The following is a 17433-nucleotide window of genomic DNA, read 5'->3' on the forward strand; positions in this document are numbered from 1 at the left end:
CTTTCTGGGGACCAACCACCAGCAGAACGGACCACCTTGGTACAGATCGAACAGCTTGCCGCCCGCACACCGGCAGTTTCGGTGGATGAGCTCCTCAAAGGCTTTTATCCTTCACCACGTTTCGGCCAGGTTTCCTTCGCCAGCTACCGCCCCGATCCTAAGCAGCCCAGCCAGTCCGCGGCAGTCCGGGCCCTGGAGGGCTTTGCCCACGGTGTCGGTTCCAACGGCGAAGGCGGACTGTTCAAGAAGCTGTTCGCCAAGAAGGACGATTCCCGCGCCGGCATCTATTTGGACGGCGGGTTCGGCGTGGGCAAGACCCACCTGCTGGCCTCCTTGTGGCACGCGGCGCCCGGCCCGAAGGCCTTCGGCACGTTCGTGGAGTACACCAACCTGGTGGGCGCCCTGTCCTTTCGAAAGACAGTGGAGGCGCTCAGCAGCTACAAACTCGTCTGCATCGATGAGTTCGAGCTCGACGATCCGGGCGATACCGTCCTGATGTCCCGGCTGATGCGCGAGTTGGCCGACGCCGGGGTAAAGCTGGCAGCCACCTCCAACACGTTGCCCGGCTCGCTGGGCGATGGCCGGTTCGCTGCCGTTGACTTCCAGCGTGAGATCCAGGTGCTTGCGGACCAGTTCGACGTCATCCGGATTGACGGGGAAGACTTCCGCCACCGCGGGCTTCCGGCGGCGCCGTCCCCGCTGAAGAACAGCGAGCTGTCCTCCCACATGAAGGCGGAGTTCGACGGGAAGAGAGTTGCACAGGACGAGTTCAGCACCTTGATTGCGCACCTGGCAGGGGTGCACCCCAGCCGTTACCGCCAGCTGATCGACGGCATTGACGGCGTGGTGTGGCGCAACGTGCACACCATTACGGAGCAGGCCGTGGCGCTCAGGTTCGTGGTTCTCGCCGACAGGCTCTACGACAAGGACGTTCCTATCCTTGCCAGCGGCGTGCCGTTCGACCAGCTCTTCACCGAGGAGATGATGACCGGCGGCTACATGAAGAAGTACTTCCGGGCTGTCTCCCGCCTCACTGCACTGGCCCGCGAAGGCCAGAACCACGAGCCGTCCTGACCCTCCCGCCGTAGCCGGCACTTGGGTCCTGGCCGGCCATCCGCCGTCGTCCTTAAACGCCAAAGGTGCAGGTGCCGCCTCCCGGCGGGACCTGCACCCCCTTGACGCGCTAGGGCAAGACCCTGGCCAAATCCTTGTTACGGAGTCCTGTCAGCCGGCGGAACCGGGGTGACGGGAGTGACCGGCGGAACCTGCTCGGCGGCAGGTGCCTGGCCCGGGGTTCCGTTCTTGTCAATGAGCTTGGAAGCGCCATCCTGGATCTTGTCGACGTGGCCCGAGTACTTGCCTCCGGTCTTGGTGTCGACGAAATCACCGGCCTTGCTGATGCCGTTCTTGATGGCCTGCTCGTTGCCGCGGATGAGACCCTGAGCCTTGCCCTTTAGGTCGTCAATTAGTCCCACGAGCACCTCCCTTCAATCGCGGAGCCAGGTCGCTCCTCCGCGTTCGATCCTAGCCCCGCAGGGAACACCCAACAAGGAAATCAGGAGTTTTCGCCGTTCGCCCGTAGCGGATGCACTGTCCGGGCAAGAAAAAAGCAGCTCCGGGGAGCTGCTGTATGTGGGCGATACTGGGATCGAACCAGTGACCTCTTCCGTGTCAGGGAAGCGCGCTACCGCTGCGCCAATCGCCCGGAACCGGAAGCCCGGCTTATGGGATTTTTAGAAGTGTGAGAGCGGACGACGAGATTCGAACTCGCGACATCCACCTTGGCAAGGTGGTGCTCTACCAGCTGAGCTACGTCCGCGTATGGAGTGCGTTCCGGCCAGGGCCGGGCGTACTGCATGAAGCAAGTTTCCTTGCTTGGTGGGCGATACTGGGATCGAACCAGTGACCTCTTCCGTGTCAGGGAAGCGCGCTACCGCTGCGCCAATCGCCCATGCATCCGGTTGTATCCGGAAACCATGGTTTTCACCGAGGTGGGTACGGGATTCGAACCCGTGTATACGGCTTTGCAGGCCGCTGCCTCGCCTCTCGGCCAACCCACCGTGTAAGCGTCGGTTCCGGAGAACTTTTGCTGTGACAGTGTCCTGCGAGCGGACGACGAGATTCGAACTCGCGACATCCACCTTGGCAAGGTGGTGCTCTACCAGCTGAGCTACGTCCGCATTTTGGAGGCTTGATTCCTTGCCGTTCCCGGCATTTCCTCGCGTTCCAACGAGTAAAAACAATATAGGAGGTTCGGGGATTCTCCAAATCGCCCCGGCCGCCTCCGCGCCGCGTGGCCGTGCTTCCCAGTGCTGGCGCGGAAGCAGGCGAGTTACAGGGGTGTAATTCACGACGGCGGGCGGGGGCGTTTTGGTCCTTTCCGTCCCGTCTGAAGGGCTGCGGCAGGGCGGGCCTGACGGGCCGGGGCCGGCGATTTTTGAATTACGCCAACGTGGGCTAGCATTCAAATGCATCAGGGCGATTGGCGCAGTGGTAGCGCGCTTCGTTCACACCGAAGAGGTCACTGGTTCGAACCCAGTATCGCCCACCGCACAGAGGTCCGTTTCCGCTCGTTCGCAGCGGAAACGGACCTTTTTGTTTGCGGATCCTGCCTGCAGATTTTGTCGGCCCCCTGTGAAAGAGTTTTTTTATGACAGCTCCCCTTCTCGCCCATGCCACCGAATACGGCCGGATGTACGCCCGCTCCACGTCGGAGCAGTTCTCGGTTCCGTCCATCACCACGGTCATCAGCCAGCAGCCGCACGGACTGGATGGCTGGTTCGGGTACATGGGGGCCAGCAGCCTGGCCAATGATCCGCTGCTGGCGGACTGCCTGGGCAGCCCCGCGAAAATCCGCCAGGCCGTCAGCCGGGCGGCCAAGGCTGCCGAGAACTACCGCGATGACGCCGCAAAGCGCGGGGACCGGGTGCACAACTACTGTGAGCAGGTGGCGCTGCGTGCGTTGGGGCGCCCGCACGCCATGAAGGAAGCCCGCGAGGCCCTGGCCGCCAACGGGGAGGAAGCATTTGCCGTCCGCTTTGACGAATGGTGGGAACTGTTCCGGGTGGAACCCATCGCCCCGGAAATCACTGTCTGGAACAACGCCGTGGGCTATGCCGGCACCCTGGACCTGGTGGCCCGCATCAACGGCCGCGTCTGCCTGATCGATTACAAGACCAAGGGCACCACGCGGGACGGCCTGGTCAAGCCGCTCGACGACAAAGTGGTGATGCAGCTGGTGGCGGGCATGAAGGCCGAAGAAAGCCTTGTGGACCCGGAGGCAGGGACGTGGGAGCCCTGGAAGTACGGAGAAAACCCTGTCCTCCTGGCGGTGGCCATCGGCGAGACGGAGGTCCGTCCCGTCCGCGCCAACCCGGACGTCCTGAAGCACCACTGGTGGAAGTTCTGCGCCCTGCGGCGCGTGTGGGAGCTCTCCGCGGACACCATCAGCGCCGGTACGGCGCTGCTTCCCATCGCCCCGCCGCCGCTGGCGCAGGTGCAAACGGCCTAGGAGTTTGCTGCGCCTAAACTGGATTGGTCCCCCTTTGCCGTCAACCGTGAGGAAATACCGCGCATGGCTATCCTGAATATCCGCATCATTGGCGATCCTGTGCTGCGCACAGTCGCCGATCCCGTGACGGAATTCGGGCCCGAGCTGGCCAAGCTGGTCGCGGACATGACCGAAACCATGGAGGACGTGGACGGTGCAGGCCTGGCCGCGCCGCAGGTAGGCGTAAGCCAGCGCGTTTTCACCTACCGGATCGACGGCGTCGAGGGCCACATCATCAATCCTGTGCTGGAAAACAGCGAGGACTACCAGCCCGACCATGTGGAAGGCTGCCTGTCCATCCCGGGCCTCAGCTTTCCCGTACGGCGTTTCCGCGCCACGCGCGTCACCGGCGTCGACCTGCACGGCAACCCTGTCACCGTCGAGGGTGAGGGGCTGCTGGCCCGCTGCTTCCAGCACGAGAACGACCACCTGGACGGCATCCTCTACACGGACCGCCTTAAGGGTGAGGACCGGAAAACCGCGCTGCGGTCCATCCGCAACGCCAACTATGACGCCATCACCGAACGGACGACGACGAAGCGCGCCAGGACCGTCGGGTCCAGTTTCGGCGGCCCCGCCCAGGGCTCCCCGCGGGGCTCAAGCTTCGGCGCCGGGGCAGCCGGCGGCGCCGGGTGAGGGTCCTGTTTGCGGGAACCCCCGCCGTCGCCGTCCCGTCCCTTAACGCGCTGGTGGAAGCCGGCGTCGAGGTGGTTGCCGTCCTTACCCGGCCGGACGCGCCCGTCGGCCGGAAGCGGATACTGACGCCCTCGCCGGTGGCTGCGCGCGCGGCTGAGCTGGGGATCGAGGTCATCCACGCCGCGCGGATAGGCGCCGACACTATCGCCAGGATTTCCGCCCTCGGCCTGGATGCCGCCGCCATTGTGGCGTACGGCGGGCTCGTTCCGCCCGCTGCCCTGGCCATTCCCAAGCATGGCTGGATCAACCTGCATTTTTCCCTGCTGCCAGCCTGGCGTGGTGCAGCCCCGGTGCAGCGGGCCATCATGGCCGGTGACGACGTCACCGGGGCAGTGACCTTCCAGCTGGAGGAAGGGCTGGACACGGGGCCGGTCTTCGGAACCCTGACGGAATCAGTGGGGCCGGAAGACACTGCCGGCGAGCTCCTTGAACGGCTGTCCCACAGCGGCGCCGTGCTCCTGGCCCAGACACTGTCCGCCATCGAGGCAGGGAAGGCCGTCCCGCAGCCCCAGTCGGGCGAGGTTTCCCACGCGCCCAAACTGACCCTCGAGGATGGCCACCTCAAGTGGAACCACCCCGCCCTGGCCCTTGGCCGGCAGGCCAAGGGGGTAACCCCCGAACCCGGTGCGTGGACTTGGCTGGACGGACAGCGCGTGAAGCTGGAGCCGGTGCGGCTGCGGCCGGACGTCACCGGGCTGGCGCCGGGGGCCGTTTCCGTGCAAGGCAAGAGCGTGCTGGTAGGCACCGGTTCGCACGCCGTGGAACTGACCCGCATCCAGCCTGCGGGCAAAAAGATGATGGCCGCTGCTGACTGGGCACGCGGCATGGCTTCCCTTGAAAGCGTGGTGTTCGAATGAGCGGGTCCGGCGGTAATCCAGGCGGGCGCGGCAACGCCGGGCGCGGTGGGCAGGGCAATACAGGCGGCAACACCGGGCAGGGCGGCGGGCGCGGCAAGGGCGGCCCCCGGGACAACAGCCGGCGGAACGCCCAGGGCCGTGAACGCAACCGCGGTCCACAGCGGAGCTTCACGGAGAATGCTCCCTCCCAGCGGACGCGCCGCGCTGATCCCGCCCGGCTGGTGGCCTTCGAGGTCTTGCGTGCCGTGGCAGCAGAGGACGCGTACGCCAACCTGGTGCTGCCCGCCAGGATCCGGCACCACGGGCTGGACAAGCGTGACGCCGGATTCGCCACCGAACTCACGTACGGCGCCCTTCGGGGCCAGGGAACCTACGACGCCATCCTGGCCCGCTGCGTGGACCGGCCGCTGGACCAGCTCGATCCTGCCGTCCTGGACGCCCTGCGTATCGGGGTGCACCAGCTGCTGGCCATGCGGGTGCCGGCGCATGCCGCCCTGGACCAGACTGTTGGCCTGGCCCGGGCCGTGATCGGCGCCGGCCCTTCCGCACTCATCAACGCTGTGCTGCGGAAGGTCGCTGCACACACCCTTGAGGAGTGGCTGGACCTGCTCGTGGCCGAAGAGACTGACGAGACGAAAATTGCGGCCCTGCGGTTTGCCCACCCGGAGTGGATCGTCCGCGCCATGCGCCAGTCCCTGGTGGCACACGGCCGTTCCGCAGCGGAGATCAACGACCTCCTGGAGGCGGACAACGCAGCCCCCGTGGTCAACCTGGTGGCCCTGCCTGGCCTTGGAACCCTTGACGAAGCCCTGGAAAACGGCGCCATCCCGGGCGAACTGGTCGAAGGTTCGGCCCTGTCCAGCGGTGGCGACCTGGGACGCTTTTCCTCCGTCCGGGAAGGAACAATGCGCGTCCAGGACGTGGGCTCCCAGCTCGTGGCCCGCGCCATGGCGGCCGCTGACATCAGCCAACCTGGCAGCGGCGGCGGGAAGCCGGAGGCCTGGCTGGACCTGTGCGCCGGCCCCGGCGGAAAAGCAGCACTGCTCGGCGCCCTGGCGCAACAACGGGGTGCAACGTTGCTGGCCAACGAGACAGCGCCCCACCGCGCCAAACTCGTAACCCAGGCGCTCTCCGCTGTCCCGCATGCAACGTGGGAGGTCAGGACCGGCGACGGCCGCGACGTTGGAGTGGAAAAACCTGAATCCTTCGACCGCGTCCTCGTGGACGTGCCGTGCAGCGGCCTTGGCGCATTGCGGCGCCGGCCGGAATCCCGCTGGCGCCGTTCCCCTAAGGACCTCGCCGACCTCGGCCCGTTGCAGCGCGAGCTCCTGGCCTCCGCCCTGGCAGCTGTCCGTCCAGGGGGAGTGGTGGCCTATGTGACGTGTTCGCCACATCCCGCGGAGACGACGGCCGTGGTCGCCGATGCCCTGCGCAAGCGTGACGACCTGGAACTCCTTGACGCCGGCGCGGTGCTCGACGCCGTCAGCCTCCGCGGAAAGCTGGACGCCGGGCATGGCTCCACAGCACAGCTTTGGCCCCATATCCACGGCACAGACGCCATGTTCCTCGCGCTCATCCACAAAAAGCCCTGACCCGTGAAAGGTTCCCCCGTGACGCAATGCTGCATCAACCCGAGCATCCTCTCCGCCGACTTCGTCAACCTGGAGGCCGAACTGCAGCGCATCAGCACGGCTGACGCCGTGCACGTGGACGTCATGGACAACCACTTCGTCCCCAACCTGACCATCGGGCTGCCGGTAGTGCAGCGCATCCAGGCCGTGAGCCCCATTCCCCTTGACGCGCACCTGATGATCGCCGATGCAGACAGGTGGGCACCGGGCTTCGCCGACGCCGGCCTGGCGTCCGTCACCTTCCACGCGGAGGCCTCCATCGCACCGGTGAAGCTGGCACGCGAACTTCGCAGCAGGGGCTCGAAGGCCGGAATGGCAATCCGTCCAGCCACTCCCGTGGAGCCCTACCTGGACATGCTGTCCGAGCTGGACATGCTGCTCATCATGACAGTGGAGCCCGGCTTCGGCGGCCAGGCCTTCCTGGACCTGACGCTCCCCAAGATCCGGCGGGCAAGGGCTGCCATCGACGGCTCCGGAATCGGCGTGGCCATCCAGGTCGACGGCGGCATCACCGAAGAAACAATCACCCGGGCAGCAGAAGCAGGGGCCAACGTCTTTGTCGCCGGCTCAGCTGTCTACGGCGCCGACGACCCCGCCGCCGCCATCGAGCGGCTGCGCCAGGAAGCGGGCAGGACGTTACCTGCAGTGACGGGGGAATAGTCGGGAGCCTGTGCCGGTTATGGCACAATAGCAACACACATACGTGCTCCGGGGTCGGTGTAAGTCCGAACCGGCGGTGACAGTCCGCGACCCGCGAGCCGGTGGTTGTCCTGGTTGACCAGGAGATCCCGGCGGACGGTTGAACCGGTGAAATTCCGGTACCGACAGTTAAAGTCTGGATGAGAGAAGCACGTACAGCTGCATCTGTGGGGCCATTCCGGCCCTGCAGCCTTCTGCTGTCGTATACCCCCGGAGCCATCGCGGTTCGAGAGGGAAGGAACGACACGCAATGAACCCCCAGCGATGGCTCTTAGATGCCAAACACCCTGCCCGTTCGCCGGAGGGCGCAACCGCCGCAGTGGTTCCCTTATGACGGCGGGAAACCCGGAAGCTCTAGTCGCTACCAGCCCGGAGCCGCATCCCGGCCACCAGCTGCAGCACGCTGACGGCGTAGTCACCGCCTTCAGTGCTGCCGAGGCCGGAGCCATGGAGGCTGCCCTCGAAGCAGCCCTGCGGGGTCCGCGCGGGGCCAACCCGCTGGTGGGTGCCGTCGTCGTTGATCCTGCCGGCCGCCACCTCGCTACCGGTTTCCACCGCGGCGCCGGCACCGCGCATGCAGAGGCGGATGCCATCAGCCAGGCAACAGCCGCCGGCCTGGATCTCTCAGGCTGCACTATGGTGGTCACCTTGGAGCCCTGCAACCACGTTGGACGCACAGGCCCATGCGCCGAGGCCATCATTGCCGCCGGAATAGCGGACGTGGTGTACGCGGTGGATGATCCCCATGATCCTGCGGCAGGCGGAGCGGCAACGCTGCGCGCCGCCGGCGTCCGTGTCCGCAGCGGGCTCGGGGCTGCGGAATCCCTGGACCTGAACCGGCAATGGTTCGAGGCTGTGACGGCGAAACGGCCTTTCGTCACCCTCCACATCGCGCAGACGCTGGACAGCCGCATCGCGGCCGAGGACGGCACCAGCCAATGGATTTCCAGTCCGGAATCCCTGGCCGACAACCACGCCATCCGTGGCCGGATCGATGCCATCCTGGTGGGCACGCAGACTGTCCTGGTGGACGATCCGCGGCTCACCGCCCGGAACCCCTCGGGAGAGCCGGCAGCGAGCCAGCCACTGCGCGCCGTCATGGGGCTCCGGGACATTCCCGCCGGCGCCGCAGTGCGCGGAACAGACGGACTGGTGGCGCACCTCCGCACCCGGGACCCGCGTGAGGCACTCACCATGCTGTACGGATCAGGAACCCGCCACGTCATGGTGGAGGGAGGCTCGCGCATCCTCAGCGCGTTCCTGGCTGCCGGGCTGGTGGATGAACTCATCGTGTACCTGGCGCCCACCCTGCTGGGATCCGGCACCCCGGCCCTGGGGAACCTGGGGATCACCACCCTCGCCGATGCCCAGCACTGGGACTGGGACGGGTCCGACGGCGGTGCCGTGCGCGCGCTGGGCCGGGACCTGCGGCTTCACCTTAGACCACAACGAACCGTTGCACTGGACCCTCAACCAACCCGCGGCAGCGCGGAGCCAGCCCAGGGAGGCTACTGATGTTTACCGGAATTATTGCCGAACAAGGGCATGTGCTGTCGGTGGAGCGGGACGGCAACGCCAGCGCCACCGTGCGGCTGTCCGCGCCCGGCACCACCGAGGGGCTCGCGCTGGGCGGCTCCATCGCCGTAAACGGGGTCTGCCTCACGGCTACGGAGATCAACGGCAAGGAAATCAGCGTCGACGTGATGGGGGAAACCCTGGTCCGCAGCACCATAGGTGAACTTGCTCCGGGCGACTCAGTGAACCTTGAACGCTGCGTTCCGGCCGGCGGCCGGCTGGACGGCCATGTGGTGCAGGGGCACGTGGACGGCGTCGGGATGCTGCTGGAACGCGAGGCGCTCGGCAACTGGGAACGGCTCCGGTTCGGCGTGCCTGCCAACCTGGCCCGCTACATCGCCGAAAAGGGCTCGATTGCCATCGACGGCGTCTCGCTCACGGTGACCGCAGTCAGCGAGGCCCGCGAGCAGGAACCTTGGTTTGAGGTGGGGCTTATCCCCACAACCCTGGCTGAGACCGGCCTCGGCGCCAAGGGCACCGGCAGCCGGGTGAACCTGGAAGTGGACGTCCTGGCCAAGTACACCGAACGCCTGCTGGCGTTCAACACGCCGGCGCCCGCCGCTGTTGAGGGAGACGCCCGATGAACGCCGCAGTCAAGGTGGAACAGGCAGCGGTGCCCGGATCCGCCGTCGCACCTCCGTCCAACGCCGGCCGGCCAGCGGCTGCCGCTGGACTGGACACCATCGAGGAGGCGGTACGCGCCATGGCCGCCGGCAGGCCTGTGCTGGTGGTGGACAACGAGGACCGGGAGAACGAGGGCGACATTATCTTCGCCGCCCAGCACGCCACGCCGGCCTTGATGGGCTGGACCATCCGCTACAGCTCGGGTGTCATCTGCGTCCCGCTGTCCGGGGACCGTGCGGACGCCCTGGCACTGCCACCCATGGTGGCGGTCAACGAGGACGCCAAGGGCACGGCGTACACGGTGTCCTGTGATGCGGCCGTCGGCGTGAGCACCGGGATTTCCGCCACCGACCGGGCCCTGACAGCCCGGGTGCTGGCGGATCCGCAGGCCGGACCTGAGGCCGTGACCCGTCCCGGGCATATTTTCCCGCTGCGGGCCGTTAATGGGGGAGTGCGGGAGCGCCCCGGCCACACTGAAGCGGCCGTGGACCTGTGCCGGCTCGCCGGGCTGGAAGCTGTGGGCGTAATCGCCGAAGTTGTTTACGACGACGGTGAGATGATGCGGCTGGACGGGCTTCGCGCCTTCGCTGCCGAACACGGGTGCCCACTGATCTCGATTGAAGACCTGGTGGCCCACCTCGAGGCAGCGGGCACACCGGCCGACGGCAATACCCGGGCAGGACGCGCGGGCGGAGAAGAGGAGATACGATGACGGCTTCCGGAGCTTCGGGCAACGGCCACCACCTGCCTGGTTCTGGCAATGGCCACCATGCACCTGATTCTGGCAACGGCCACCACTTGCCTGGTTCGGGCAACGGCCACCACCCGGATTCGGGCCATGGCCGGGTGCACCATCCCGTGAGCGGCGGACCCATCGTGCAGCTGCCCACGGCTTTCGGCGACTTCGTTGCCCAGGCCTGGACAGACCTGGTCACCGGCCACGAGCACCTGGCCGTCAGCTCGCCCAACCCGCCCAAGGACGGGAAGGCGCCCCTGGTCCGGCTTCATTCCGAGTGCCTCACGGGGGATGTCTTCGGTTCCTACCGGTGCGACTGCGGCGAGCAGCTTGCCTACGCCCTGGAAATGATCGGCGAGCAGGGCGGCACGCTGCTGTACCTTCGGGGCCAGGAGGGCCGTGGCATCGGCCTCGCCAATAAGATCAAGGCCTACGCGCTGCAGGAGGCCGGTTTCGACACCGTCGAGGCGAACGAGCAGCTTGGCCTGCCCGTGGATGCCCGCTGCTACAAGGCCGCTGCCCAGGTCCTCGCGGAGATGGGGCTGCACGAGGTCCGGCTCCTGAGCAACAACCCGGACAAGCAGAACAGGCTGGCGAGGGCGGGTGTGAAGGTGGTGGAAATGGTCCCCACGGAGGTGCCCTCCCGCGACCAGAACATCCGGTACCTGCAGACCAAGAAGGACCGCATGGAGCACCGGCTGACGCTTGACACCCACGTGGCTGCCGTTCCCGCCGCCGCTGATTCGTTCGACCACGAACAAGACTGACCCACCTCCAGACTTCCCCCACACAACACTGACCCCACACAAGACTGAACGGAACAGAACTGACTTATGAGCGGACACGGCGCCCCCGACATTGACCTGACCACCCTCAACCCCGCGGAAACGTCGCAGCTGCGGCTTGCCATCGTTGCGGCCAGCTGGCACACGCAGATCATGGACGGACTCCTGGACGGCGCACTCCGGGCCGCGAAGGACGCCGGGATTGCTGAGCCCACCGTCCTGCGCGTCCCAGGCAGCTTCGAGCTTCCCGTGGCTGCCGCGCGGCTGGCACCGCACTTCGACGCCGTGGTTGCCCTCGGCGTCGTCATCCGCGGCGGCACCCCGCACTTTGAGTACGTCTGCCAGGCTGCGACGTCGGGCCTCACCGACGTCAGCGTACGCACCGGCGTCCCGGTGGGCTTCGGCGTCCTGACGTGCGATACCGAGCAGCAGGGCCTGGACCGGGCGGGGCTCCCGGGCTCCAAGGAAGACAAGGGCCACGAGGCCGTCACCGCGGCCCTGGCCACCGCCGTCGTGCTCAAGCAGTACGGAAGCTAGCGCGCCCCGCCTGGCGGGCGCGTGTGTATTCGCTCACATCGTGCCCGTCATGCAACGGCCCGGGAAGCGCCCTTCGGGCCGCAGCAAGTAGGCTGGAGGGCGTGAAGAATTTCGAGACGCTGTTCGCTGAGCTCAGCGAGAAGGCAGCCACCCGCCCGGAAGGCTCCCGCACCGTCGCTGAATTGGACTCCGGTGTGCACGGCATCGGCAAGAAAGTCGTTGAGGAAGCAGCCGAAGTGTGGATGGCTGCCGAATATGAATCCGATGAAGCCGCGGCCGAGGAAATCTCCCAGCTGCTGTACCACCTACAGGTCCTGATGCTCGCCAAAGGCCTCACCCTGGAAGACGTCTACAAGCATCTCTAGCCACCGGTCCGGCGCGCGCCCCAGCCGCCGGTGCCCGCTGTGGCCTGCATTGCCTGACTCCTAGACTTTTTACAATCCAGAAAGATTTCCCATGCTGCGAGTAGCCGTCCCCAACAAGGGCTCCCTGTCCGAAGCCGCGTCCGCCATGCTGTCCGAAGCTGGGTACCGCCAGCGCCGCGATTCCCGTGAGCTGGTGATGGTGGACCCGGACAATGACATCGAGTTTTTCTTTCTCCGTCCCCGCGACATCGCCGTGTACGTCGGCCAGGGAACGCTCGACGTCGGCATCACCGGACGCGACCTCTTGCTGGACGCGGAGGTGGAGGCTGAGGAACTGCTTCCGCTTGGCTTTGCTGCCTCCACGTTCCGTTTTGCCGGCCCCGTTGGCGACTTTGCCAAGGTTGAGGAACTGGAAGGCAAGCGGCTGGCCACCAGCTACGACGGCCTGCTCCGCGGCTACCTTGCCGAGCGCGGCATCAAGGCCAAGGTTGTCCGCCTGGACGGCGCCGTGGAATCCTCGGTCCGGCTGGGCGTCGCGGACGCCATCGCGGACGTCGTGGAAACCGGCAACACCCTCAAGGCCGCCGGGATGGAAATCTTCGGCGAACCCATCCTCAAGTCTGAAGCCGTCCTGATCCGCCGGACCGGCAACGGCGGTGCCGCAAACGGCACGGCCAAGGAGATCGAGGTCCTCATCCGCCGCCTGCAGGGTGTGCTGGTTGCACGCCAGTACGTGCTCATGGACTACGACATCCGCAAGGAGCTCGTGGAGCAGGCCGCCGCACTCACGCCAGGCCTGGAATCGCCGACGGTCTCACCACTGCGGGACTCGGACTGGGTAGCCGTCCGTTCCATGGTGCCCAAGCGGGAAACCAACCGGATCATGGACGAGCTGTACGATCTCGGTGCGCGCGCCATCCTGGTCAGCAGCATCCACGCCTGCCGCATCTGATTTCCAGGAGAACCCCATGGCTGTAGCTGTACGAGTCATTCCCTGCCTCGACGTGGACGCCGGGCGCGTCGTCAAAGGCGTCAACTTCGAGGGCCTGCGCGACGCCGGGGACCCGGTGGAGCTGGCACACCGCTACGACAACGCCGGGGCGGATGAACTGACGTTCCTGGACGTGACGGCGTCCTCCGGCAACCGGGAAACCACCTTCGACGTGGTCCGCCGCACCGCAGAGGAAGTCTTCATTCCGCTGACGGTGGGCGGTGGCGTCCGTGGAGTTGCCGAGGTGGACAAGCTGCTGCGCTACGGCGCAGACAAGGCGTCCATCAACACTGCCGCGGTTGCGCGGCCCGATGTCATCGACGAGATCACCCGGCACTTCGGTTCCCAGGTCCTGGTCCTGTCCGTGGATGCCCGCCGCACCCGCCCGGGGTCCCAGCCGACGCCGTCGGGATTTGAAGTGACTACGCACGGTGGGCGCACCGGCACCGGCATCGATGCCATTGAATGGGCCAGGGAAGCCGCGGACCGCGGCGTGGGGGAGATCCTGCTGAACTCCATTGACGCCGACGGCACCAAGGACGGGTTCGACCTCGAACTCATCAAGCTGGTCCGGGCTGCCGTCAAGGTGCCCATCATCGCCTCAGGCGGAGCGGGGGAGCCGGCGCACTTTCCGCCGGCGGTCGCGGCGGGCGCCGACGCCGTCCTGGCGGCATCCATCTTCCACTGGGGCCCTGACGACATGATGTCCCAGGTGAAGGACGCCATCCGGGACGCGGGTTTCGAAGTCCGCTGAAGCGTGTCCCCTCCCAACTAGGTAGCGCTAAGTGTCGTTTTGAGGGCTCATAACGACACTTAGCGCTACTCAGTTGGGGGCTAGAGGCCTACTTCGGCTGACTGGAGAAGCGCGACGGCGTCCGGCTGGCCTTCGAAGGTCACCAGGGCGTGGCGGGTACGGCCGTGGGCGTGCATCAGCAGTTCGCCCGGCTCGCCCACGATGGCCACCGAAACAGGTGCCCGTTTGGCCACGTGGCGTGGCCCGGACGGACGCACCAGGACGATGCCCAGGTCGACGCCGCGGTAGAGGATGGCGGCGCGCTTGACGAGTTCGTCCCACAGGGCTTCGGAGTAGGCCTCGTCCAGTGCCCGCGGCGCCCAGCGGTCAACCGCCCGCCGGACATCCTCGGTGTGGACGAAGTACTCGATGAGGTTGGAGCTTTCGTCCAGCGCCTTGATGTTCATCGGCGACAATGCCGGCGGCCCCGCACGGAACGTGTTGACGAGCCGCGCATAGTCCTCGGCCGTGGTCAGTTTGGCTGCGAGCCTGGCAGTCGCCTGGTCGGAGGCCTTGGCCAGGCGCTTAATGATCAGGCCCAGCCCCACGGCGGCCTTGCGTTCGCGCAGGTAAAGGTGCGCGGCAAGGTCCCTGGTACGCCAGCCCCTGCAGAGCGTGGGCGCGTCAGGACCGGCCGCAAGCAGGGTCTCGGCAAGGACTTCTCGGGACGGTTCGACGAAATGCATCACTTGTGAAACTAGCACGACACGCGCAGAGTTGGGCAGCACGCCCGCGCCTGCTGGCGTGCCGTTGTTCACACACAATAGGGGGCCAGGCGGAGGCACTAGACTTGACCTGATGTCTGAGCAGCCCGCCCCCGTCCCGAACCCCGGTATTGCCGCGCCCGCAGCCACTTCGCCCGGCCAGGCCCCGGCCTCCCCGGCGAGCCCGCTGCCCGCTGAACTGGCCGCCGCGCTGAAGCGCGACAGCGCCGGCCTTGTGGCCGCCGTCGTCCAGCAGTACGACACCAACGAGGTCCTGATGCTGGGCTGGATGGATGACGAAGCCCTGCACCGGACCATGACCACCGGCCGCGTCACCTTCTACTCGCGCTCCCGCCAGGAGTACTGGCGCAAGGGGGACACCTCGGGGCATGTGCAATGGGTCAAATCGGTGGCAATGGACTGCGACGGCGACGCACTGCTCGTGCGCGTGGACCAGGTCGGGGCAGCCTGCCACACCGGCACCCGCACGTGCTTCGACGGCCGCGGCCTGGCCGTGGCAACAGGCCAGGCACACTGAATTCTTCTGACCGCAGCCGGCTGCGGAACGGGAGGGGCCAGGGCCGCCCCTCGCAAGAACCTGTCAGTACACCCCCGGCATTACCGGCCTCCCGGCACCTGGGCCACCAGAACCGGCCCCCTACCAGAACAGGCGGAACAGCATAGCCATGCAGGACCTTGGAATCATCAGCCCCGGCCTTGAGGAGTTCCGGGAACTGGCCGGCCACAGCCGCGTCATCCCCGTCCGGCTCAAGGTGCTCGCGGACGCCGAGACCCCCATCGGCCTGTACCGCAAGCTGGCGCAGGGGCAGCCTGGCACCTTCCTGATGGAGTCGGCTGCGGTGGGCGGAGCCTGGTCCCGTTACTCCTTTATCGGTGCCAAATCCCGGGCCACGCTGACCACCAAGGACGGCCAGGCGCACTGGCTGGGCGAACCGCCGGCCGGTGTCCCGGTGGACGGCAGTCCCGTGGACGCAGTCCGCGACACCATCGAGGCCCTCCGGACAGACAGGTTCGACGGGCTGCCGCCCTTCACATCCGGCCTGGTGGGCTTCCTGGGCTGGGAGACGGTCCGGCACTGGGAACGCCTGGTGAGCCCGCCGGAGGATGACCTGCAGTTGCCGGAAATGGCGCTGAACCTGGTGACCGACATGGCCGTCCACGACAACGTCGACGGCACAGTGCTGCTGATCGCCAACGCCATCAACTTCGACAACAGCTCCGAACGCGTCGACGAGGCCTGGCACGATGCCGTGGCCAGGGTCAAGGCGCTCCTCGCGAAGGTCAGCACCCCGGTGGCGCAGCCCGTCTCGGTCCTTGTTCCGGCGGCCGTGGACTTCGCCTCCAGCGTCCAGGAACGCTGGGACGAGGCGGAGTACCTGGCGGCCCTGGACCGCGGCAAGGAAGCCATCGTTGACGGCGAGGTGTTCCAGGTGGTCATCTCGCGCCGCTTCGAAATGGAATGCAAGGCGTCCGCACTGGACGTCTACCGGGTCCTGCGGAACACCAACCCCAGCCCGTACATGTACATCTTCAGCCTGGAGGACGCCGAAGGCCGGGAGTATTCGATTGTTGGCTCCTCGCCCGAGGCCCTCGTCACCGTGACCGGCGAAGAGGTCATCACGCACCCCATCGCCGGCTCGCGCCCACGCGGCAAAACCGTGGAGGCGGACAAGGCCCTCGCCGAAGAGTTGCTGGCGGACCAGAAGGAACGCGCCGAACACCTGATGCTCGTGGACCTCTCGCGCAACGATCTTTCCAAGGTCTGCGTGGCGGGCACGGTGGACGTCACGCAGTTCATGGAGGTGGAGCGCTTCAGCCACATCATGCACCTGGTGTCCACCGTGGTGGGCCGGCTCTCGCCCAAGGCCAAAGCCTATGATGTGCTCAAGGCGACCTTCCCGGCGGGAACCCTGTCCGGGGCCCCGAAGCCCCGCGCCCTGCGCCTCCTGGACGAGCTTGAGCCGCACCGCCGGGGCATCTACGGCGGCGTGGTGGGCTACCTGGACTTCGCCGGTGACATGGACATGGCCATTGCCATCCGTTCAGCGCTGATCAGGGACGGGCGCGCCTACGTCCAGGCTGGCGGCGGCATCGTGGCGGACTCGGTCAACCCAACGGAGGCACTGGAAACCGTCAACAAAGCCGCGGCTCCCCTCCGGGCGGTCCATACGGCGGGTTCCCTGCAGAACATCTCGGCGGACTCGCTTCCCGGGGCGGACTCCCGATGACAGGCAGCGGACCGGCAGCAGCGCCAGCGGGAACAGCCGGCAAACGCATGCCGGCCTGGGCACGTAAGTCCACGGTGGTGCTGCTTATCGCGGTCCTGGCGCTGGCGGTGTTCGGCACCACCACCCAAACCTGGATGACCGTGACGCTCGATCCGGACCAGGTGGGCCAGGCCGGAGCCGGGCAGAGCGCGCTTGAGGTGCAGGGGAGCAAGGCCGCCACCGCCGTCACGGCGCTGGCGCTGGTTGCCCTTGCCGGCGGCCTGGCAGCGGCCATTGCGGGCAGGATTGCGCGCTGGGTCATCACCGGCATCATCGTCCTGGCCTCCGCTGGAATTGTTGCCGCCGCTGCAACAGTTTTGGCCAACCCGCTGGCGGCCGCCCAGGGCGCCATCGCGGAAGCGACCGGCGTCACCGGAAGCCAGGCGCAGGTGACCGTCACCGCCTTCCCCGTCCTCGCCGTCGTCGCGGGCTGCCTGCTGGCCCTCGCCGCCATGGCCATCCCGCCCGCGGCACGCCACTGGAAGGCGCGTACGAAATATGACGTGCCGGCCGCGGGCAGCGCTGCGGGGGCCGGTCCGGTAGATGAAATCGACAGCTGGGACCGGCTTTCCCGCGGCGACGATCCCACCTGAGCCGGCAGG

19 protein-coding genes, 6 tRNA genes and 1 riboswitch are annotated in these 17433 nt (G+C 66.9%); of the genes, 18 read left to right on the top strand and 7 right to left on the bottom strand.

Annotated elements, in window-relative coordinates:
- The first annotated feature begins 36 nt into the window (after positions 1 to 36).
- Positions 37 to 1074 carry a cell division protein ZapE gene (zapE, locus tag KTR40_RS07990; protein WP_228405804.1) on the top strand — a complete coding sequence of 346 codons (1038 nt, stop codon included), beginning with the start codon at positions 37 to 39 and terminating at the stop codon, positions 1072 to 1074.
- 137 nt (positions 1075 to 1211) lie between these two features.
- On the opposite strand, the gene KTR40_RS07995 is transcribed toward zapE, so the two are convergent.
- The 6 genes from KTR40_RS07995 to KTR40_RS08020 form a co-directional block, all read right to left on the bottom strand.
- On the bottom strand, positions 1212 to 1475 hold the full coding sequence (locus KTR40_RS07995; protein WP_139028939.1) for an antitoxin: 264 nt from the start codon (positions 1473 to 1475) through the stop codon (positions 1212 to 1214).
- 158 nt (positions 1476 to 1633) lie between these two features.
- Positions 1634 to 1705, bottom strand: a tRNA-Val gene (locus KTR40_RS08000).
- A gap of 41 nt (positions 1706 to 1746) precedes the next feature.
- A tRNA-Gly gene (locus KTR40_RS08005) sits at positions 1747 to 1819 on the bottom strand.
- Positions 1820 to 1876: 57 nt separating this feature from the next.
- Positions 1877 to 1951: transfer RNA gene (locus tag KTR40_RS08010), tRNA-Val, on the bottom strand.
- Between the two features lie 38 nt (positions 1952 to 1989).
- Positions 1990 to 2060: transfer RNA gene (locus KTR40_RS08015), tRNA-Cys, on the bottom strand.
- Between the two features lie 47 nt (positions 2061 to 2107).
- Positions 2108 to 2180: transfer RNA gene (locus tag KTR40_RS08020), tRNA-Gly, on the bottom strand.
- Positions 2181 to 2476: 296 nt separating this feature from the next.
- On the opposite strand from KTR40_RS08020, the gene KTR40_RS08025 reads away from it, so the two are divergent.
- From KTR40_RS08025 to hisF, 14 genes are all read left to right on the top strand, one after another.
- Positions 2477 to 2548, top strand: a tRNA-Val gene (locus KTR40_RS08025).
- 102 nt (positions 2549 to 2650) lie between these two features.
- On the top strand, positions 2651 to 3511 hold the full coding sequence (locus KTR40_RS08030; RefSeq protein WP_139028940.1) for a cytochrome: 861 nt from the start codon (positions 2651 to 2653) through the stop codon (positions 3509 to 3511).
- Positions 3512 to 3574: 63 nt separating this feature from the next.
- Positions 3575 to 4186, top strand: a complete 612-nt coding sequence (gene def, locus KTR40_RS08035; RefSeq protein ID WP_139028941.1) for a peptide deformylase — start codon at positions 3575 to 3577, stop codon at positions 4184 to 4186.
- Positions 4183 to 5103 (top strand): methionyl-tRNA formyltransferase, encoded by a 921-nt coding sequence (gene fmt / locus KTR40_RS08040; protein ID WP_228405805.1) that lies wholly within the window; start codon positions 4183 to 4185, stop codon positions 5101 to 5103. Before def ends, fmt begins: the two co-directional genes overlap by 4 nt.
- Positions 5100 to 6695, top strand: coding sequence for an RsmB/NOP family class I SAM-dependent RNA methyltransferase (locus tag KTR40_RS08045; protein ID WP_228405806.1), 1596 nt, complete (start codon positions 5100 to 5102; stop codon positions 6693 to 6695). The genes fmt and KTR40_RS08045 overlap by 4 nt, the downstream gene beginning before the upstream one ends.
- An 18-nt stretch (positions 6696 to 6713) precedes the next feature.
- Positions 6714 to 7394: a ribulose-phosphate 3-epimerase gene (gene rpe, locus KTR40_RS08050; RefSeq protein ID WP_228406065.1), complete on the top strand. Its 681-nt coding sequence runs from the start codon at positions 6714 to 6716 to the stop codon at positions 7392 to 7394.
- A gap of 39 nt (positions 7395 to 7433) precedes the next feature.
- Positions 7434 to 7590, top strand: a riboswitch (FMN riboswitch).
- A 290-nt stretch (positions 7591 to 7880) separates the two neighbouring features.
- Positions 7881 to 8948 carry a bifunctional diaminohydroxyphosphoribosylaminopyrimidine deaminase/5-amino-6-(5-phosphoribosylamino)uracil reductase RibD gene (gene ribD / locus KTR40_RS08055; RefSeq protein ID WP_228406067.1) on the top strand — a complete coding sequence of 356 codons (1068 nt, stop codon included), beginning with the start codon at positions 7881 to 7883 and terminating at the stop codon, positions 8946 to 8948.
- Positions 8948 to 9592, top strand: a complete 645-nt coding sequence (locus KTR40_RS08060) for a riboflavin synthase (protein ID WP_228405807.1) — start codon at positions 8948 to 8950, stop codon at positions 9590 to 9592. Before ribD ends, KTR40_RS08060 begins: the two co-directional genes overlap by 1 nt.
- Positions 9589 to 10344: a 3,4-dihydroxy-2-butanone-4-phosphate synthase gene (gene ribB, locus KTR40_RS08065; RefSeq protein ID WP_228405808.1), complete on the top strand. Its 756-nt coding sequence runs from the start codon at positions 9589 to 9591 to the stop codon at positions 10342 to 10344. Before KTR40_RS08060 ends, ribB begins: the two co-directional genes overlap by 4 nt.
- On the top strand, positions 10341 to 11135 hold the full coding sequence (ribA, locus tag KTR40_RS08070) for a GTP cyclohydrolase II (protein WP_228405809.1): 795 nt from the start codon (positions 10341 to 10343) through the stop codon (positions 11133 to 11135). The genes ribB and ribA overlap by 4 nt, the downstream gene beginning before the upstream one ends.
- A gap of 66 nt (positions 11136 to 11201) precedes the next feature.
- The gene (gene ribH, locus KTR40_RS08075; RefSeq protein WP_228405810.1) at positions 11202 to 11690 is read left to right on the top strand and encodes a 6,7-dimethyl-8-ribityllumazine synthase; all 489 of its coding nucleotides are present in this window, start codon (positions 11202 to 11204) and stop codon (positions 11688 to 11690) included.
- Between the two features lie 101 nt (positions 11691 to 11791).
- Entirely contained in the window at positions 11792 to 12055 is a 264-nt protein-coding gene (locus KTR40_RS08080) for a phosphoribosyl-ATP diphosphatase (RefSeq protein ID WP_015936881.1), read from the top strand.
- Between the two features lie 91 nt (positions 12056 to 12146).
- Positions 12147 to 13007 (top strand): ATP phosphoribosyltransferase, encoded by an 861-nt coding sequence (hisG, locus tag KTR40_RS08085; RefSeq protein WP_139028949.1) that lies wholly within the window; start codon positions 12147 to 12149, stop codon positions 13005 to 13007.
- A gap of 16 nt (positions 13008 to 13023) precedes the next feature.
- Positions 13024 to 13800 carry an imidazole glycerol phosphate synthase subunit HisF gene (hisF, locus tag KTR40_RS08090; protein ID WP_139028950.1) on the top strand — a complete coding sequence of 259 codons (777 nt, stop codon included), beginning with the start codon at positions 13024 to 13026 and terminating at the stop codon, positions 13798 to 13800.
- 80 nt (positions 13801 to 13880) lie between these two features.
- Here the strand turns inward: hisF and KTR40_RS08095 are convergent, their stop codons facing one another.
- Positions 13881 to 14525, bottom strand: a complete 645-nt coding sequence (locus tag KTR40_RS08095; RefSeq protein WP_139028951.1) for a TIGR03085 family metal-binding protein — start codon at positions 14523 to 14525, stop codon at positions 13881 to 13883.
- 112 nt (positions 14526 to 14637) lie between these two features.
- On the opposite strand from KTR40_RS08095, the gene hisI reads away from it, so the two are divergent.
- The 3 genes from hisI to KTR40_RS08110 all read left to right on the top strand — a co-directional run bounded on the left by hisI (position 14638) and on the right by KTR40_RS08110 (position 17424).
- On the top strand, positions 14638 to 15081 hold the full coding sequence (gene hisI, locus KTR40_RS08100; protein WP_228405811.1) for a phosphoribosyl-AMP cyclohydrolase: 444 nt from the start codon (positions 14638 to 14640) through the stop codon (positions 15079 to 15081).
- 148 nt (positions 15082 to 15229) lie between these two features.
- Positions 15230 to 16792, top strand: a complete 1563-nt coding sequence (locus KTR40_RS08105) for an anthranilate synthase component I (RefSeq protein ID WP_228405812.1) — start codon at positions 15230 to 15232, stop codon at positions 16790 to 16792.
- Positions 16789 to 17424, top strand: a complete 636-nt coding sequence (locus KTR40_RS08110) for a Trp biosynthesis-associated membrane protein (RefSeq protein ID WP_228405813.1) — start codon at positions 16789 to 16791, stop codon at positions 17422 to 17424. The genes KTR40_RS08105 and KTR40_RS08110 overlap by 4 nt, the downstream gene beginning before the upstream one ends.
- The last annotated feature ends 9 nt before the right edge of the window (positions 17425 to 17433 follow it).

It is taken from the genome of Pseudarthrobacter sp. L1SW, assembly GCF_020809045.1.
GTDB lineage: Bacteria > Actinomycetota > Actinomycetes > Actinomycetales > Micrococcaceae > Arthrobacter.

Bases quoted from the DNA above. Each gene is read 5' to 3' on its own strand.
- hisI (WP_228405811.1), top strand. From the start codon at position 14,638: ATGTCTGAGCAGCCCGCCCCCGTCCCGAACCCCGGTATTGCCGCGCCC.
- ribA (WP_228405809.1), top strand. From the start codon at position 10,341: ATGACGGCTTCCGGAGCTTCGGGCAACGGCCACCACCTGCCTGGTTCT.
- ribD (WP_228406067.1), top strand. From the start codon at position 7,881: ATGGAGGCTGCCCTCGAAGCAGCCCTGCGGGGTCCGCGCGGGGCCAAC.
- KTR40_RS08105 (WP_228405812.1), top strand. From the start codon at position 15,230: ATGCAGGACCTTGGAATCATCAGCCCCGGCCTTGAGGAGTTCCGGGAA.
- ribH (WP_228405810.1), top strand. From the start codon at position 11,202: ATGAGCGGACACGGCGCCCCCGACATTGACCTGACCACCCTCAACCCC.
- KTR40_RS08060 (WP_228405807.1), top strand. From the start codon at position 8,948: ATGTTTACCGGAATTATTGCCGAACAAGGGCATGTGCTGTCGGTGGAG.
- KTR40_RS08030 (WP_139028940.1), top strand. From the start codon at position 2,651: ATGACAGCTCCCCTTCTCGCCCATGCCACCGAATACGGCCGGATGTAC.
- KTR40_RS08110 (WP_228405813.1), top strand. From the start codon at position 16,789: ATGACAGGCAGCGGACCGGCAGCAGCGCCAGCGGGAACAGCCGGCAAA.
- KTR40_RS08095 (WP_139028951.1), bottom strand. From the start codon at position 14,525: ATGCATTTCGTCGAACCGTCCCGAGAAGTCCTTGCCGAGACCCTGCTT.
- KTR40_RS08045 (WP_228405806.1), top strand. From the start codon at position 5,100: ATGAGCGGGTCCGGCGGTAATCCAGGCGGGCGCGGCAACGCCGGGCGC.
- def (WP_139028941.1), top strand. From the start codon at position 3,575: ATGGCTATCCTGAATATCCGCATCATTGGCGATCCTGTGCTGCGCACA.
- hisF (WP_139028950.1), top strand. From the start codon at position 13,024: ATGGCTGTAGCTGTACGAGTCATTCCCTGCCTCGACGTGGACGCCGGG.
- ribB (WP_228405808.1), top strand. From the start codon at position 9,589: ATGAACGCCGCAGTCAAGGTGGAACAGGCAGCGGTGCCCGGATCCGCC.
- hisG (WP_139028949.1), top strand. From the start codon at position 12,147: ATGCTGCGAGTAGCCGTCCCCAACAAGGGCTCCCTGTCCGAAGCCGCG.